At 72.0% G+C, this 16597-nt stretch carries 13 protein-coding genes; 6 read left to right on the top strand and 7 right to left on the bottom strand.

What is annotated here, in order from left to right; translation table 11 throughout:
* Positions 1 to 2 precede the first annotated feature (2 nt).
* The 5 genes from ACZ6TB_RS23645 to ACZ6TB_RS23665 all read right to left on the bottom strand — a co-directional run bounded on the left by ACZ6TB_RS23645 (position 3) and on the right by ACZ6TB_RS23665 (position 8213).
* Positions 3 to 2801, bottom strand: coding sequence for a carbohydrate-binding protein (locus ACZ6TB_RS23645; RefSeq protein ID WP_465556978.1), 2799 nt, complete (start codon positions 2799 to 2801; stop codon positions 3 to 5).
* Between the two features lie 3 nt (positions 2802 to 2804).
* Entirely contained in the window at positions 2805 to 3959 is a 1155-nt protein-coding gene (locus ACZ6TB_RS23650) for a ThuA domain-containing protein (protein WP_465556980.1), read from the bottom strand.
* Between the two features lie 10 nt (positions 3960 to 3969).
* On the bottom strand, positions 3970 to 6699 hold the full coding sequence (locus tag ACZ6TB_RS23655; RefSeq protein ID WP_465556982.1) for a fascin domain-containing protein: 2730 nt from the start codon (positions 6697 to 6699) through the stop codon (positions 3970 to 3972).
* A gap of 273 nt (positions 6700 to 6972) precedes the next feature.
* The gene (locus ACZ6TB_RS23660; RefSeq protein ID WP_465556984.1) at positions 6973 to 7545 is read right to left on the bottom strand and encodes a TIGR03086 family metal-binding protein; all 573 of its coding nucleotides are present in this window, start codon (positions 7543 to 7545) and stop codon (positions 6973 to 6975) included.
* A 152-nt stretch (positions 7546 to 7697) separates the two neighbouring features.
* Positions 7698 to 8213 carry an ester cyclase gene (locus ACZ6TB_RS23665; protein WP_465556986.1) on the bottom strand — a complete coding sequence of 172 codons (516 nt, stop codon included), beginning with the start codon at positions 8211 to 8213 and terminating at the stop codon, positions 7698 to 7700.
* Positions 8214 to 8276: 63 nt separating this feature from the next.
* On the opposite strand from ACZ6TB_RS23665, the gene ACZ6TB_RS23670 reads away from it, so the two are divergent.
* The 4 genes from ACZ6TB_RS23670 to ACZ6TB_RS23685 are packed head-to-tail and all read left to right on the top strand — an operon-like array spanning position 8277 to position 11534.
* A complete protein-coding gene (locus ACZ6TB_RS23670; protein WP_465556988.1) occupies positions 8277 to 8912 on the top strand; it encodes a TetR/AcrR family transcriptional regulator in 636 nt (211 codons plus the stop codon).
* Between the two features lie 23 nt (positions 8913 to 8935).
* Positions 8936 to 10213, top strand: coding sequence for an outer membrane protein assembly factor BamB family protein (locus tag ACZ6TB_RS23675; RefSeq protein ID WP_465556990.1), 1278 nt, complete (start codon positions 8936 to 8938; stop codon positions 10211 to 10213).
* Positions 10214 to 10261: 48 nt separating this feature from the next.
* Positions 10262 to 10675: a nitroreductase/quinone reductase family protein gene (locus tag ACZ6TB_RS23680; protein WP_465556992.1), complete on the top strand. Its 414-nt coding sequence runs from the start codon at positions 10262 to 10264 to the stop codon at positions 10673 to 10675.
* A 7-nt stretch (positions 10676 to 10682) separates the two neighbouring features.
* On the top strand, positions 10683 to 11534 hold the full coding sequence (locus ACZ6TB_RS23685; RefSeq protein ID WP_465556994.1) for an oxidoreductase: 852 nt from the start codon (positions 10683 to 10685) through the stop codon (positions 11532 to 11534).
* Between the two features lie 53 nt (positions 11535 to 11587).
* Here ACZ6TB_RS23685 and ACZ6TB_RS23690 read toward each other — a convergent pair whose 3' ends face one another.
* Entirely contained in the window at positions 11588 to 13819 is a 2232-nt protein-coding gene (locus tag ACZ6TB_RS23690) for an ABC transporter permease (protein WP_465556996.1), read from the bottom strand.
* Positions 13816 to 14472, bottom strand: coding sequence for an ABC transporter ATP-binding protein (locus ACZ6TB_RS23695; protein ID WP_465556998.1), 657 nt, complete (start codon positions 14470 to 14472; stop codon positions 13816 to 13818). The genes ACZ6TB_RS23690 and ACZ6TB_RS23695 overlap by 4 nt, the downstream gene beginning before the upstream one ends.
* 132 nt (positions 14473 to 14604) lie before the next feature.
* Here ACZ6TB_RS23695 and ACZ6TB_RS23700 point away from each other — a divergent pair, with 132 nt between their 5' ends.
* Together ACZ6TB_RS23700 and ACZ6TB_RS23705 are read left to right on the top strand one after the other, a co-directional pair.
* Positions 14605 to 15921, top strand: a complete 1317-nt coding sequence (locus ACZ6TB_RS23700) for a sensor histidine kinase (protein ID WP_465557000.1) — start codon at positions 14605 to 14607, stop codon at positions 15919 to 15921.
* A 6-nt stretch (positions 15922 to 15927) separates the two neighbouring features.
* Positions 15928 to 16587, top strand: a complete 660-nt coding sequence (locus tag ACZ6TB_RS23705; RefSeq protein ID WP_465557002.1) for a response regulator — start codon at positions 15928 to 15930, stop codon at positions 16585 to 16587.
* The last annotated feature ends 10 nt before the right edge of the window (positions 16588 to 16597 follow it).

Here is a 16597-nt window from a genome sequence, read left to right on the forward strand (position 1 = left end):
ACTCAACTCAGGTCGAACTTCTCCCAGGCCCCGATCGCCGCCCGGTTGGCGATCAGCGGATTGGCGCCGGCGTTCTCGGCGGTCACGTACATGTTGTTGGCCGCCGACCGGAGGCTCTCGCTGCCGTCGGCGTTACGGATCAGGGCGAAGGTCTCCCACGGTCCGACCGCCGCCCGGTTGGCGACCAGCGCGGCCGCGCCGGCGTTCTCGGCGCAGACGTACATGTTGTTCGCCCGCGAGCGCAGGGCCACGTTGCCCCCGCCCAGGTCGATCACGTCGAAGCGCTCGGTGACGCCGGCCGTGGCCTTGTTGGCGATCAGCGCCGTGGTCGCGTTGGCGGCCGCGACGAACTGGTTGTTGACCAGCGCCTTGAGCGTCGAGCCCGCGGCCGGCACGCCGGTGTCGAAGGTGAACGCGTCCACGTCGAACAGGCTTCCGGCGCCGCCCTTGAACACCAGGTACAGCTGGGTGGGACCGGCCGGGACGTTGGTCAGCGCGGTGCCGGCGTCCACGTACGTCTCCCATCCCCCGGTGTTCGCGACGGTGACGGTGCCGTGCAGGGTTCCGGTGGGCGATCCGGTACGCACCTCGATCGTCCCGCCGGGGCCGGCCGACGCCACCCGGGCCGTGAACCGGGTCGCCGTCGACAGGTTGTACGGCCGGAACGAGATCCAGTCGCCGTTGTCGATGTAGCCGGCCGTCGCGCCACCCTCGGCGGTCGCGTGGGCGGCGATCTGCACCCCGCCGGACTGGGTGCTGAAGTGCTCACCCTGGCGGTGCCGGGGCTGCAGGGTCCGCTGGCTGGTCCCGGTCAGCCCGCCCTTGTCGGTGTAGGAGGCGACGAACACCCCGTAGATGTTGGCGGCGCTGTCGTGCTCGCCGTCGGCCGGCACCGTCAGCGTGCCGCTGCAGCCGGTCTTCGAGGTGATCTGGTGCTGGTGGCTGTCGTGGCCGAGGAAGTACGTGACGGTCACCTTGGTGCAGTCGATCGTGCCGTCCTCCGGGTCGCTGATCCCGACCGTGAACGGGACGGTGTCGCCGAAGCTGAACAGCGTGCCGTCGGCCGGGCTGGACAGCGTGACCGTCGGCGCGGTGTTCCCGGCCGTGATCGGGACGCTGGCGGTGCCGGTCAGGCCGGTCGGATCGGTCACCCTGAGCGTCGCGACGAAATTCCCATTGCCGGTGTACGTCTTCGTGGGGTTCGCGGCGGTCGAGGTGGTCCCGTCGCCGAACGTCCACAGGTAGGTCAGCGCCCCGCCCTCCGGGTCGCTGCTGCCGGCCGAGGAGAACGCGACGGTCAGCGGGGTCGGTCCCGAGGTCTTGTTCGCCGCCGCCACCGCGACGGGGCTGCGGTTGCCGCCGCCGATGTACTCGATCCGGTACAGCGCCTGGTCATTGGCTCCGGTGCCGTAGTCGAGCACATACAGCGCGCCGTCCGGCCCGAACGCCATGTCCATCACCTGGGTGCCGGTCCAGGGAAAGGCGGAGATCTCGCCGTACGTGCCATTGCTGTTGACCTGGATCGCCTTGATCCAGCGGCGGCCGTACTCCCCGGCGAAGTAGCGGCCGTCGAGGGACTGCGGGAACTTGACCGGCGAGCTCAGCGCCGGGTCGTAGCGGTAGACCGGGCCGCCCATCGGGGACTCGGATCCGCTGCCGAACTCCGGCGGCGTGAAGTCGAAGCCGTACCGGATCCAGGCCGGTTTCGCGGCCGGCAGCGTCGGGAGGCCGGTGTTGCGGAACGAGTTGTTGGCCGGGCCGCCGGCGCAGTTGAACTTCGCACCCGACGGGCCGGACGGGAACGTGTAGTCGTTGTAGGTCTCGGCGGTCGTGTTGCCGCCGGTGCAGTACGGCCAGCCGTAGAAGCCGGGCGCGGTGATCCGGTCGAACTCGACCTGCCCGCCGGGCCCGCGGTTGGGATCGGCGGCGCCCGCGTCCGGCCCGTAGTCGCCGAGGTAGACGATGCCGGTCGGCCGGTCGACGCTCATCCGGAACGGGTTGCGGAAGCCCATGGCGTAGATCTCGGGGCGGGTGTTCGCGGTGCCCGGCGGGAACATGTTGCCGGCCGGGATCGCGTACGTGCCATTGGCTTGAGGTTTGATGCGCAGGAGCTTGCCGCGCAGGTCGTTGGTGTTGCCGGCCGAGCGTTGCGCGTCGAACTGGGGGTTGCGGTCGGTGCGCTCGTCGATCGGGGTGAACGCCTGCGACTCGAACGGGTTGGTGTCGTCGCCGGTGGTCAGGTAGAGGTTGCCGGACGCGTCGAAGTCGAGGTCGCCGCCGACGTGGCAGCACTGGCCGCGGTCGTTGCCGACGGTCAGCATCACGACCTCGCTGCCGAGATTGATGGTCTCGTCGGCGTTGAGCGTGAACCTCGACAGGTTGAGGTGGCCCTTCCAGGCGTTGAAGTCGGCCGCCGTGCCGGTGGTGGGCGCGTCGCCGGCCGGGGTGCTGAGCGGCGGCGAGTAGTAGAGGTAGATCCAGCGGTTGGTGGCGAAGCCGGGGTCGACGGCGACGCCCTGCATGCCCTCCTCGTCGTGGGTGTAGACCGGGATGGTGGCGGCCACCTTGGTGTTGCCGGCCGCGTCGGTGACCCGGACGACGCCGTTGCGGGCGGTGTGCAGCACCGAGCGGTTGGGCAGGACGGCCAGCGACATGGCCTCGCCGAGCTCGGCGCTGCCGCGGGCGAGCGAGACCTGTTGGTAGTCGGCGGCCGGGATGTCGGCGGCGTCGGCCCTCGTGGTCGCCACGACCACGGCGGTGACGCCCAGGACGAGCGCGGCGAGGGAACGGGCGAGTCGCATGGGTCAGGCTCCCGTCACGAGGTCGAACTTCTCCCAGAGGCCGATCGCGGTGCGGTTGGCGATGAGCGGGGCGGCGCCCGCGTTCTCGGCGGTGACATAGCGGTTGTTGACCGTCGCGCGCAGGCTGACGGTGCCGTCGGCGTTGCGGATGAGCGCGAAGGTCTCCCACGAGCCGACGGCGGCGCGGTTGGCGACCAGCGCGTTGTTGCCGGCGTTCTCGGCGCAGACGTAGAGGCCGTTGGCCTTCGCCCGCAGGGCGACGTTGCCGCCGGCGAGCGTGACGATGTCGAAGCGCTCGGCGGCCGTGGTGGCGTTGGCGATCAGGGTGCCGCCGGCGGCGCTGACGAACTTGTTGTTGGCTTTCGCCCGCAGCGCGGTGCCGGTCGGCTGCGGGTTGCCGCGCGGCGTGCAGTCCGCGGCCACGGCGCCACCGGCGAAGCGGATGCCGCCCAGCAGCATGCGGGTGAAGTTCGTGTCGGCGTACGACTCCTGGGTGTGGCCGAGCCCGGTGTAGAACGCGCGGCCGCCGCCGTAGTTCTGGCACCACGTGATCGGGTGGTCGCCGGCCATCGTGCCGCCGGAGTAGGTGCTTTCGTCCAGGCTGAGCAGCACGCGGACGTTGGCCCGCGGGTTGGCGCGGTAGTTGTACCACTCGTCGGTGCGCACCCAGGCGGCCGGCAGGTGGGCGGTGGCCGGGTTGGTGGCGTCCTCCACGCGTACGGTCGCCTGCTGGATCGCGGGGTGCGAGGAGAAGTAGGCGCCGACCAGCCCGCCGTAGAACGGCCAGTCGTATTCGGTGTCGGCGGCCGCATGCACGCCGACATAGCCGCCGCCGGCCGCGATGTAGGACTGGAACGCCGTCTGCTGACCGGCGTCGAGCACGTCGCCGGTTGTCGAGAGGAAGACGACGGCTTGGTACTGGGACAGGTTCACGGAGGTGAACTGGGCGGCGTCCTCGGTCGCCGTGACGGCGAAGCCGTTCTCGCTGCCGAGCTTCTGGATGGCGGCGATGCCGGCGGGGATGGCGTCGTGCCGGAAGCCGGCGGTCTTGGAGAAGACCAGGACCTTGGTGAGGGGCGCGGCCGACGCGGGGATCGCCGGGGACGCGATGAGCAGGAGGACGAGGGCGCAGAGCATCGTGGTGAGGCGTCGCGACATGGGAAGTCTCCTAGCCGTTGACGAGCGTGAACTTTTCCCAGGGGCCGATGGCGTCCCGGTTGGCGATCAGCGCGGCGGCGCCGGCGTTCTCGGCCACCACGTACTTGTTGTTGACGGTCGCCCGGAGGCTGATCGTGCCGTCGCCGTTGTCGATCCGGGCGAACGTCTCCCACGAGCCGGCCGCGGCGCGGTTGGCTGTCAAGGGATTCGCGCCGGCGTTCTCGGCGCAGACGTACATGCCGTTGGCCCGGGATCGGAGGGCGACGTTGCCGCCGCCGAGGTCGATCAGGTCGAAGCGTTCGGTGGCGCCGATCGCGGTGGCGCCGGCGATGAGGTTGCCGTTGGCCGGTGCGCTGACGTATTTGCCGTTGGCCTGGGCGAGAAGCGCGACGCCACCGCCGCCGCCGGTTCCGGTGCCGATTCCGAGCGTGGACGCGGTGCCGGACAGCGATTTCACGTTCTGGTTCGGCGTGCCGGTGAGCGTCGTCGTCGCGTACGCCGAAAGTGGTTTGGCGGTTCTCTCGACGACATAGGTGGCGCCGGCCGACGTGGCGAAACTGACCTCGCCGGTCGAGACGGTGGTGAGGATGGCGTTGTCGGAGGTGCGACGCACCCGGATCGGTTGCGTGCCCCACGGGTTGACGACGCGGGCCTGCTTGCCGAACTGGCTGCGGATGCCGACGTACTTGGTCTCGCCCGTCTCGCGCTCGGAGCTGACGACGAAGCCGTCCTTGGCCAGCAGGGTGAACTTGCCGACGAAGTTCCCATCGCTGGGCAGCGCCGGAAAAACCCGGATCTTGTCGTTGTAGGACTGGAGCAGCGACTCGTTCATCGCGGCCAGGTGGATGCCGAGGTACTCGAAGACGCCGTTGGTGTTGCTGGTCATGCCGTTCGGGTAGTTCTGGTATTTCTGCAGCATCGTCCGCATGCCCTGGTACGCCTGCTCGCCGAGGCCGAGCCGGGCGGCGTGCACGTGGTCGTTGGACCAGACGTTGCCGTACGGGAACGGGCGCACGTTCCAGGTGGTGACCGCGGTCGGCGTGTCGGCGTACCCGATGCCGGTCTGGTCGTAGGGCCACACCAGCTCGAGCGCGACGTTCTCGTTGTTGCGGGTCTGCGCGATCGGCGGGTCGTGCGGCAGGTAGGCGCCGTTCTGGGTCTGGTACGGCGCGAGGTTGTTCAGCACGTCCTGCCAGCCGGCGCGCAGACCCGAGTCCAGGCCGAGCTGGGTGGAGACCTGGATGGTCAGCGGGAACAGCAGGCGTACGGCGGCCAGGTCGGTGATCGCGTTCCGCACGTCCCAGTAGGTCTCGTGCGAGTTCGAGCTGGCCATGTAGTACTGGGATCCGTTGCGGGACAACCGGTTCTGATAGAAGCGAACCGCGTCCCTCATGTACGGGTAGGCGACGTCCCGCAGGTAGCCGGCGTCGTTGGTGTACCGGTAGTACAGGTACATGTTGTAGGCGGCCTCGGTGCCGGTCGAGTAGATGTCGTTGACGTAGTCGCTGCCGACCGTGCCGCGCGCGTTGCCGTCCCAGCCCATCGTCTCGGGCACCCACAGCGCGTCGGTGCCGTAGCGGGTCTGGGTGTACGCCTTGAGCGCGCCGAGGTTGCGGGCGTACAGGTTGTTGAACGTCCGCAGCAGGTCGGCGTGGTTCGAGGCGTAGAACGAGTTGTAGACGTCGCGCTGATTCCAGTACCAGTAGCCGTTGCTCCACTTGGAGTTGTCCTGGGTCGCGCGGAACACGCCGTTGATGAAGTGCAGCGGATAGTTGCCGTAGCCGCCGGCCGCGATCGTGTACGTCGCGAGGTAGTAGACGTTCTCCAGATAGTCCGAGCCGCCCGCGTTGTACTGCACGAACGACTTCTGCCAGAACGCGTGCCACCAGTTCCTGTAGTTCGCGACCGTGGTCGCGTAGCCGGTCGCCTTGACCGCCGCGAGCTGGTTGCGGGCCTGCTCCACCGAGTTGCGGCTGGGCGCGTTGATCCGGCTCGCCGCCGTGAACCAGATGGTGTAGCTGCTCGTCGGCGTGATGGTGAGGCGGACTCGCGTGCCGTTGACGGCCTGCGCCGAGTAGGACGCGCCCTCGACGGTCGCGGCGAACGTGTAGCCGAAGCCGTTGACGTCGGTCTGCCCGCGGCTGAGCCCGGCGCCGGTCGAGTCGGCGAACGTGCTGACCGTGCGCCACGTGTTCAGGTCGGGCACGTCGGCGATGTTCTGCACCGTGTTCATGTCCCACAGGCTCAGCTCCAGCGCGATGCTGCCGCCGGCCGGGCCGTCGACGTGGACGCCCATCACCTCGGAGTTCGGGGCGCCCATCACGGTGACCGTGCGGTTGCCGTCGTACTTGGTGGTCAGCGTGCCGTCGTACAGCGAAAGTCGTTGCTGGAACGTCGTGGCGGTGGTGTCCAGCTGGAGGTTGAGGTTGCCGGCGGCGTACGTGGACTGCTCGGCCAGGTCCACACCGGACACCTGCATGGTGAGGCCGTTCTGGCTCCAGGCCATCGCGCCGGTGCGGCCGTTGCCGACCGTCAGTCCGTACTGGGGGTTGGTGTTCGGGCGGTTGTAGACGATGTCGTGCTTGGCGAGATAGCCGGCGTAGTCGACGTTCAACGCGCCGGTGCTCGCGTTGAAGGCGGCGTCGGTCGGGGTCGCGCTCGCCGGGGACGGGTGGGCGACGAGCAGGGCGGCGAGGACAAGTCCGGCCGCCGCGACGCGGGACAGCTTGCGCACTCTCATGTGGATGACCCTCCGGGGGAGTCCGCGGCCGGCCGACCCGCGGCGGCGATCGATGACACGCTTGAGACGAAGAGTTAACATAGGATGTCTGTAGCGGTCAATCTTCTACCGTCGATGTCTCACAACCCGCCGATTTGGCTCCCTTGCTGCTTGCTTCGACAGTGATCACTTACTTCCGGTTGCGGAAAGATCCGATGTCTGTCGGTCATAATCTCGTCGGATCTTTCGTCCACGCCGGACACGCCGACGCCGGGCGGCGAGTCGATGCCGGTGTCAGGCGGGGTCGCGCCCGAGGCGGCGCAGCAGCCGGGCCTGGGCGGAGTCGGCGCCGCCCGCTTCCGGCGGCGCGGCGAAGAAGCTTTCGACGCCCTCCAGCCCGGCATAGATCGCGTCCAGGTCGGCGGTCAGCCAGGCCACCAGATCGGGGTCGAGGGCGTCGGGCGCATCGAGGGCGCGGGCGAGGTCCCAGGTGTGGATCACCGAGTCGGCGGCGCGGATCGCGAGGGCCTGGCGGCCCAGGATCTTCCCGAGCGGATAATCCAGGACCCGGTCGAGCACGCCCGGCACGCGAAAGGCCTCCGCGCACTCGCGCACACTTTCGCCGTACGCGTGAAGCGGCCGCCCGCCGAGCGCGTCCCGGTCCCGCATCGCCCGGAAGTCGGCGCCGCTGCCGCCCGCGGCGAGCAGCGCGTAGTTGAGGTTGCCGCGGGTCATGTGGTTGACCAGCTGCCGCACGTCCCATGCGGCGCAGGGCGTGGGCCGGCCGAGCTGATCGGGCCGCATCGTGGCGAGCACCCGGCCGAACCCGTCGGCCGCGCGACGGTAACGCTCGAGAACATCGGTCATCTCTCGACACTCCCGCGCCCGGCCCACGCCTGGCTGGCGGAAATCGGACGCCGGGTTCAGCCGGGCGAAACGGCCGCGCGGCTGGGTGCGGGGCTCGCGGCCCCGGCTCACGGCGAAACGGCCACGCGGCCGGGCCCCGGCTCGCCGGCCGGCTAGGCGACCGCCTCGCGGCGGGCGCGCCGCTTCGCCCGGGCCATCCGCCACAGGAACGCCGGGCTGGGCGGCACCCAGCCGAGCTGACCGGCCAGGCCGAGATCGTCGCGGTTCGCCCAGTGCTCGACGACCAGGCCGTCCCGCATGCGGAACCAGTGGGTCTGCGTGATCGCGAACGTGCGCCCCGTCGCCGGGAACGCCTGGGCCACCTCGCCGCGCTCGTCGTAGGCCACGAACGGGCCGGTCTGGCGGCCCGACATGGTGCAGTGCAAGGCGATCAGGTCACCGGCGGCCACCACATCGTGGATGTCGAAGCGCAGATCCGCGAAACCGGCCCGCAGCCAGCGGGCGGTGGCCGCGAACGCCGCCGGACCCTGGCCCCGGCAGGCCGGCGGCTCGTCCTTCGCCTCCCGGTTGGTCGCCTCCGGATGAACGACCTCGGCCAGCTCGCCGAGGTCACCGGACGCCATGATCGTCATGGAGCGAACGCAGATCTCGCTGTCGATGGTGTGCATCTTTGCCTCCCCGCAAATATCGGATACTGTTGAACAGCATTCGATACTGTGGGGCGGTACTCAATGTCTCGTCGCGTATACGACAACACCCGCCGGGCCGAGCTGGCGCGGCTCACCCGTCGCCGCGTCCTCGACGCCGCCCGGGAGCTGCTGGTCGAGCGCGGGCCCGCGGCGGTCACCATGCGCCACGTCGCCACGCACGCCGGCGTCTCGGTCGAGACGGTCTACAAGACGTTCCACAGCAAGGCCGAGCTCATCAAGGACGTGTACGACGTCACGCTGGCCGGCGACGACGAGCCGATCCCGATGATCGACCGCCCCGAGATCCAGGCCGTGTTCACCGCCACCAACCCCCGCGACAAGATCGCCCGGTACGCGTTCGCCGCCCGGCGGATCGGCGAGCGCGTGGGGCCGCTGCTCGCCAAGCTGCTCGCCGGTGCCCGCGGCGGCGACGCCGACCTCGCCCAGTTCCGCGAGACCACCAACCGGGAGCGCATGGTGGGCGCCGGCGGCTTCGTCGACCACCTCGCCGCGACCGGCGGCCTGCGCCCCGGCGTCGATCCCGGCCGCGCGCGCGACATCGTCTGGACGCTCATCGCGCCGGAGGTGTACGAGTTGCTGGTGAACGACCGAGGCTGGACACCCGACGCGTACGAGCAATGGCTGGCGGAGGCGCTCGCCGGCGCTCTCGCCGCCTAGGATCGCTGCTCAGGGAGCCGACCATGACCCTGATCGACCTCGGTGACGTCGCCGGTGCAGCCGCCGGGCCGCCCGCCGCCCCGGTGAACGTGCCGCGGCTGCTCCGGCTGATGCTGGCCGCGCTCGCCGCCGCCGGCCTGCTGGCGCTGGCCGCCTCGGCCCCGGCGGCGCCGCCTCTCGTACGCCCGCTCTGGACGGCCGCGTTCCGGCCGAGCGACACCCTGGCCCTGGACGGCGGGACGGTCTACCTGAACCGGACCGCCCCCACCGGGCCGGCCGTGGTGACCGCCTACGACCTGCCCACCGGCAAGCCCCGCTGGAGCACCCCGACCGGCGCCGACGCCGCCGACTACGGCGTGCGCCCGGCCGGCGACGTGCTGCTGGCGCCCTCCGCGCCGGAGGGCCGCGGCACGATCGCGCTCGACGCGGCAACCGGCGAGCAGCTGTGGCGGTCGGACGGCGAGGCCTCGCCGTCGGTGGCGCGCGGCGACGTCCTGCTGGCCGAGACCGATCAGTTCGGCGTGACCACGGGACTGCGCCTGGTCGGGCTGCGCGACGGCCACGAGGTGTGGCGACGGGCGATCACGCCGGCCCAGCAGTGGACCACGCTCGCCGAGGACGGCCGGCCCACCGCGATCGTGGCGGTCACCGCCAACGGCGACGCCACCGTCTACGGCTACGAGGACGGCGCGGTGCGGCACCGCGGCCGCATTCCCTGGAACGGGGTGTACTCGGCGGCACTCCGGGCGGTCGACCCCTACCTGGTGGTGATCCGCACGGCATCGGCGCAGACCGTCGCGACCATCTACCGCGCCGCCGACCTCCGCCCGCTGTGGCGAACCGAGGAGCTGATCGGCTACGTCACCGGCTGCGGCGCGCTGATCTGCACCGCGGGCGCGCGCGGCGTGACCGGCCACGAGCCGGCGACCGGCCGCGAGGTCTGGCGGCGCACGGACATGAACTTCGTGTGGGACCTCGGCGGCGATCGCCTGCTGCTCTCGGCCGCCGCCAACCTGGCCTCGGCGACGACGGTGCTGGTCGACACCGCCACCGGTCGTACGATCGGCCGCCCGTTCGGCGGTCAGCAGGCCTTCTCGGCCGGCGCCGACGGCTCGCTGCTGCTGCTCAGCGGGACCGGCACGCCGCCCGGCCGCATCGCGGTGAACCGCCTCGACCTGGCCAGCGGTCGGCGGACCGTGCTCGGCACCGTCGAGCGCTTCGCCGAGCAGGACTGCCGCGGAACGCCCGGCTATCTGCTGTGCCCGCGCGGAGACACATTGACGGTCACCGCCGTACGCTGACCCGGCGCGGTCGCCCGAATCCGCCAGGGCTGTGGTAGAACCGCATCAATGCGCTCGCGCAAGTACCGGATCGTCACGTCGGTCGAGCGGCTCAACAACCGCCTGACCCGCTTCGCCCTGCGCAAGGGCATCGCGCCCCGGGCCTTCGCGCTGCTCGAGACGACCGGCCGGCGCACCGGGCTCCCCCGGCACACCCCGATCGGCAACGGCCTCATCGGCGACACCTTCTGGCTGGTCGCCGCCCACGGAACCCAGGCCGATTTCGTTCGCAACATTCAACGGCATTCGGCCGTACGGGTGAAAGTCGATCGGGTGTGGCGATCGGGCACGGCCGTGCCGCTGCCCGACGACGACGCCGGCGCCCGTTCGCGAACCCTGCCCCACCAATGGGATGCGGCGCTGGGCCGGATGATGGCGTCGAGCCCGCTGACGATCCGCATCGACCTCGATCGGAACGGCTGAGCCGGGCATGGGCCGGGTCGCGATCGTCACCGGCGCGTCCGCGGGGATCGGCGCGGCCACCAGCCGCCGGCTGCACGAGTGCGGCTTCCAGGTGTACGCGGTCGCCCGCCGCCCGGACCGGATGGCGCCCCTCGCGGCGCTCGGCATCCACACCGTGCGCGCCGATGTGACCGTCGAGGCCGACCTGGTGGCGCTGGTCGATCGCGTGGTCACCGAGGCGGGCCGCATCGACGTCCTGGTGAACAACGCCGGCTACGGATCGTTCGGCGCGCTCGAGGACGTGCCGCTGGACGAGGCCCGGCGGCAGTTCGAGGTCAACGTCTTCGGCGCGGCCCGGCTGTGCCAGCTCGTGCTGCCCCACCTGCGGGCGCGGGGCGCCGGCCGCATCATCAACGTCTCGTCGGTCGGCGCGCGGATGTACCAGCCGCTGGGCGGGTGGTACCACGCGACGAAGTACGCGCTGGAGGGCCTCAGCGACTGCCTGCGGGTCGAGCTCGGGCCGCTGGGCATCGACGTGGTCCTGATCCAGCCCGGCGGCATCGACACCGAGTTCCCCCGGGTCGCCGGCGTTCGCCTGCTGGCCGCCTCGGGCGACGGCGCCTATGCCGGCTACGCCCGCCGGTACGCGGCGTCGCTGACCGCCGAGCCCCGGGGCATCTCCTCCCCGTCCGTCGTGGCCCGCGCGATCGGCCGCGCCGCCACGGTCCGGCGGCCGCGCGCCCGGTACGCGGTCGGCCGCGGCGCGCGGGCGGCACTGCTCGCCCGCTGGGTGCTGCCCGATCGGGCGTACGACCGCTTGCTGGTCGGCCTGTTCGCCGCGATCGCCAACGCCGCCACCCGGGGCGCCCCACGCTCGTGACCCGGCCGAACGCCCGGCCCCCGTCGGATGCCGGGCGTTCCACCGTGCCGGGACTACTCGGTGCGCAGCGCCACCGCGGTGCGGGTCCGGGCCGCCCAGCCGGCCGGGAGCAGCGCGCCGGCGGCGGCGAGGACCAGGCCGGCCAGCGCCAGGGCGGCGAGCAGGCCCGGGGCGTACACGTCGATCGTGGTTTGCGGTAGGCGGATGCCGGCGCCCTCGGCCATCGCCGGGAGGGCCCAGCGGTGGAGCAGGTACCCGGCCGGGACGCCGAGGAAGCCGCCGACCAGGCCGGGGATGCCGACCGAGGCGACCACCATCGCGGCCGTCTGCTTCGGCGTCATCCCGACCGATTTGTGGACGCCGATGTCGTGCACCCGGTCGCGCGCGTCGAGCACGACCGCGTTGAGCACGCCCAGCCCGGCCACCGAGACCAGCAGCGCGGTGAGGAGGGCGGTCAGCGAGTCGAGCACGATCAGCGTCCCGTCCGGGCCCTCGGTGCGGGTGACCTCGGCGGGGATGTGCTTGTTCTGCAAGGCCTGGACGTACGCGGCGCGGTCGGTGCCGGGCTTGAGCTTGATGTACCACTCCAGGATCGGCTTCACGCCGGGGACGCTGGCGACGTCGGTGTAGAGATGGTTGTTGGCGCTGCCGTCGAACACCTCGCCGACCAGGGTGAGCGGCCCGTGGCCGGCGCCGGTGACCGTTTCGCCGATGTGCATGCCGGTGGCGGTCAGGAAGCCGGTCGAGACGACGGCCTCGCCCGGACCGGTGTACCAGCGGCCGTCGAGCATCTCGTAGCCGGCCCAGCTGGCGTCGCCGCTGGTGACGGTGCCGCGGGCGGCGTCGCGCAGGCCGTCGACGGCGATGTCGGCCGGTCCGCGGCCGTAGTACTGCCCGGTCCCCGGCTCGGCGGCGATGATGGCGCTCTGGTTCGGGTTGTCCGGCGTCGGTTCGGCGAGGACGTCGGCCGAGGTGTCGGGCTTCTGGTCGGCGGCCTGGACGTGGCGCAGCGAGATGGCCAGGCCGATGGCGAACGTCGCCGCCGCCGTGCCGAGCCCGATCGTCAGCAGCATGACCAGCAGGCGGGCCGGCCGGGTGAACGGCTGGGCGAGCCCGAGGCTGAACGGCCTCGGCAGGCGGGTGCGGGCGGCGAGGCGGGCGGCGACGCGGCCCCGGCCGCTGTGCGGGGTGCGGCCGACGGCGAGGGCATCGACCGTGCGCAGCCGGGCGGCCCGCCAGGCGGCCGGCGCCGCGGTGGCGGCGATGACCAGCACCGCGGCCAGGATCGCGGCGGCGTCGACCCACGGGGTGACCGCCATCGGGACGGTGCCGAACAGGTCGGCCACGTCGGAGGTCAGCGGCACCGCGAGGAAGTCGCCGGCGACGATGCCGAGGACCGCGCCGATCATGCCGGGGATCAGGGCCTGGGCCAGGCAGGCGCGCACCACCTGGGCCGGGGTCAGGCCGAGCGCCTTCATGACGCCGATGCGGCGGGTGGCCGAGGCGACCGTGCTCGCGGTGACGTTGCCGATGACCAGGGCGGCCAGGGCGAGGCCGATCAGCCCGAACGCGCTCAGCAGGGGCACGTAGAGCTGGGTGCGGTGCGCGGCGTCCGTGCGCACCTCCAGCCAGGACTGTGCCTGCACGCCCGGGCCGAGCGCGGACTTGTGGGTGGCCATCGCGGCCTCGGTGCCCGCGTCGGCGTACCGGTAGAGCATCTGCCAGCCGGTCTGGCCGAGCGCGACCGCCTCGTCGGGGGTCACCCAGCCCTGCGCGGTCCGGCTGATCGACCGGGCCTCGCCGACGACCTTCAGCGTGGACCCGTTCGTCAGCCGCAGGGTGGTTCCGGTGGGGATCATCACGTTGGTGCGCGCCACCACGATCTCGTCCGCCGCGCTCGCCCAGCGGCCGTTGAGCAGGGTGACCTTGTCGATCGGGTCGCTGCTCGGATCCGAGCGCCCGACGACCTTCAGCGGCGGGATGGGCGGGGTTTGCGGGTCCTCCTCGACGACGGCCGTGGCCACCGGGAACGGTCCGACCGCCCGCTCGGCCTGCGACGCGGTGGCGGCGGCCTGCTCCTTGGTCGTCTTCTTGGCGTCGAAGAGCGCGGTCAGGTGGGCGCCGTTCTGCCCGGCGAACGCGTTGGCGAACGGCGCCGAGGACGCGGCCAGCAGCAGTCCGGCGAGGACGGTCGCGGTCACCGCCATCGTCGTCGCCGCGATGATCACGATGGTGGAGACGCGGCGGCGCTGCGCTCCGCGGACGACGGTCCGGATGGCGCTCACGCCGCCACCTGCCCGTCGACCAGGCGCACGGTGCGGGTCGCGACCGTCGAGGCGAGGGCCTCGTCGTGGGTGACCAGGACGATCGTCTGGCCGTCGGCGTGCAGGTCGACCAGCAGCTTGCGCACCTCCGCGCCGGACGCGGTGTCGAGCGCGCCGGTCGGCTCGTCCGCGAGCAGCAGCGGCGGCCGGTTCATCAGCGCCCGCGCGACCGCGACCCGCTGCCGTTCCCCGCCGGAGAGGCGGCCGGGGTAGGCGTCGGCGTGCCGGTCGATGCCGAGCGTCTCGAGAAGCTCGCGGGCCCGCTGGCGCGACCGGGCGGCGGGCATACCGGCGATCTGCGCGGGCAGCAGCACGTTGTCGGCGACGGTCAGGTCGTCGAGCAGGTTGAAGAACTGGAAGACCAGGCCGATGGTGGCGCGGCGGTAGCGGGCGGCGGCGGCCTCGCTCAGCCGGTCCACCCGGGTGCCGCCGACCGTGACGGTGCCCTCGGTCGGACGGTCGAGGCCGGCGATCAGGTTGAGCAGGGTCGACTTGCCGCTGCCGGACGGACCGAGCAGCGCCAGGCACTCGCCCTCGGCGACGTGCAGGCTGAGGTGGTCGAGGGCGGCCAGGTCACCCTCGTAGCGGCGGCTCACATCTGCGACATCAATCATGGTTGGGGACGCTAGGGACGCCCGGGCACATCGGGCGTCGGCCGTGAGAGCGCATTCGCCGGGCGGCGTCATCCTTTCGGCGTAGTCGGGAGAGGGATGCGTACGCTTCCCCCGGCCGGACACAATGAGCCGGTGACCGCTGATCCCCCGCCCTCCCGCTGGCGCCGTTTCCGGGCGCTGCGACCGGTCGCGCGGGCATTGCGCCGCGAGGGACCGCAACCGCGGCTGACCCGCCGCAACTGGGCCTTCGACGTCCTGGTCGTCGCGCTGTTCATCGTGGCGGCGGTCAGCGGCACCGACATCACCGGGCACCTGTTCGACACCACCAGCGACGGGGCGATGGTGGTGCCCTATCCCGGCATCCCCGGCGTCCCCGATCCGGTCCACGCGCCGTTGCCGCCCTACGAGGCCGTGCCGATCGATCCGCAGGGCCCGGGCTGGATCGCCGTCGCCGCGATCCTGCCGCTGCTGCTGCGCCGGCGGTACCCGCTGGCGACCCTCATGGTCATCCTCGGCATCACGGTGCTGTCGCTGCACGGCGAGTCCCCGGGCACCGACATCCTGCGGGTGTCGTTCTACGCCTGCGTGATCGCCGGGTACAGCGCCGCCGCGTACAGCCCCTATCGGATGTTGGCGCTGGCCGCGCTGCCGATCGCGGCCCTGCTCTACAGCTCGTTCCACGATCTCGCGGTGCCGATCGTCCCGGTCGGCACCGTGCCGTTCCTGGTGCTGCTGCCGATCGGGCTGGCCGTCAACGGCATGCGCACCTGGCGCAAGCACGCCGACCGGCTGCGCCGCGAACGGGTCGACGCGCTGCGCGAGGCCACTCGCCAGGAACGGGCCCGCATCGCAAGCGACCTGCACGACATCGTCACCCACAACGTGTCGATGATGGTCATCCAGGCCGGCGCCGCCCGCAAGGTCCTCGACAACTCCCCCGAGGCCGCCCGCGACGCCCTGCTGGCCGTCGAGGAGGGCGGCCGCGCGGCCCTCGGCGAGCTCCGCGGCGTCATGGGCCTGCTGGCCGCGGCGGACGACGACGAGGACACCCTCACCCCGCAGCCCGGCCTGGCCCAGCTACCGCCGCTGATCGACCGGGTCCGCGACGCCGGCATCGACGTCACCGTCACCACCAGCGGCGACCGGTTCCCGCTGCCCGCCGGCCTCGAGCTCGCCGCCTACCGCGTCGTGCAGGAGGCCCTGACCAACACGGTGAAGCACGCCTCGGGCGCCCGCGCCACGGTCGACGTCACGTACTCGCCGGACGAGCTGCGCATCACCGTCACCGACACCGGCGGTCAGCCGACCCCGGAGTCCGCCACCTCCACCGGGCGGGGGCTGGCCGGCCTCCGCGAGCGGCTCGCGGTCTACGGCGGCACCCTGCAGGCCGCCACCCGTCTCACCGGCGGCTACCGTGTCCAGGCGCAACTTCCCCTGCCGACCCGATGAGGATGGATGACTGAGCCGCTACGGGTCGTGATCGCGGACGATCAGGCGCTGGTACGCGCGGGCTTCCGGATGATTCTGACGGCCGACGGCATCGACGTGGTCGGCGAGGCCGAGACCGGCGCCGAGGCGGTCGAGGCGGTGCGCCGCACCGGCCCCGACGTGGTCCTGATGGACATCCGCATGCCGGCGATGGACGGCATCGAGGCCGCCCGCCGGATCCTGGCCGGCGACGACCCGCCCCGCGTCATCATGCTGACCACGTTCGACCTCGACAACTACGTCTACGCCGCGCTCGGCCTGGGCGCCAGCGGCTTCCTGCTCAAGGACGTCACCCCCGAGTACCTGGTCGCCGCCGTCCGCATCGTCCGCGACGGCGACGCCCTGCTCGCCCCGAGCATCACCCGCCGCCTCGTCGAGCGCTTCACCACGCCCGAGCCGCGGGAGTCGCCCCTGCACCGCGACCTCGCCACGCTGACCCCCCGCGAGCGCGAAGTCCTGACGCTGGTCGCGCACGGCCTGAGCAACGTCGAGATCGCCGGCCGCCTCTTCCTGTCCGAGGCGACGGTGAAGACGCACGTCGCCCGCATCCTGGCCAAGCTCGGCCTGCGCGACCGCGTCCAGGCCGTGGTCGTCGCCTACGAGACGCGCCTCATAACGCCGTCCTGATCGCGCCGGT

The organism is Actinoplanes sp. NPDC051537 (assembly GCF_055586105.1).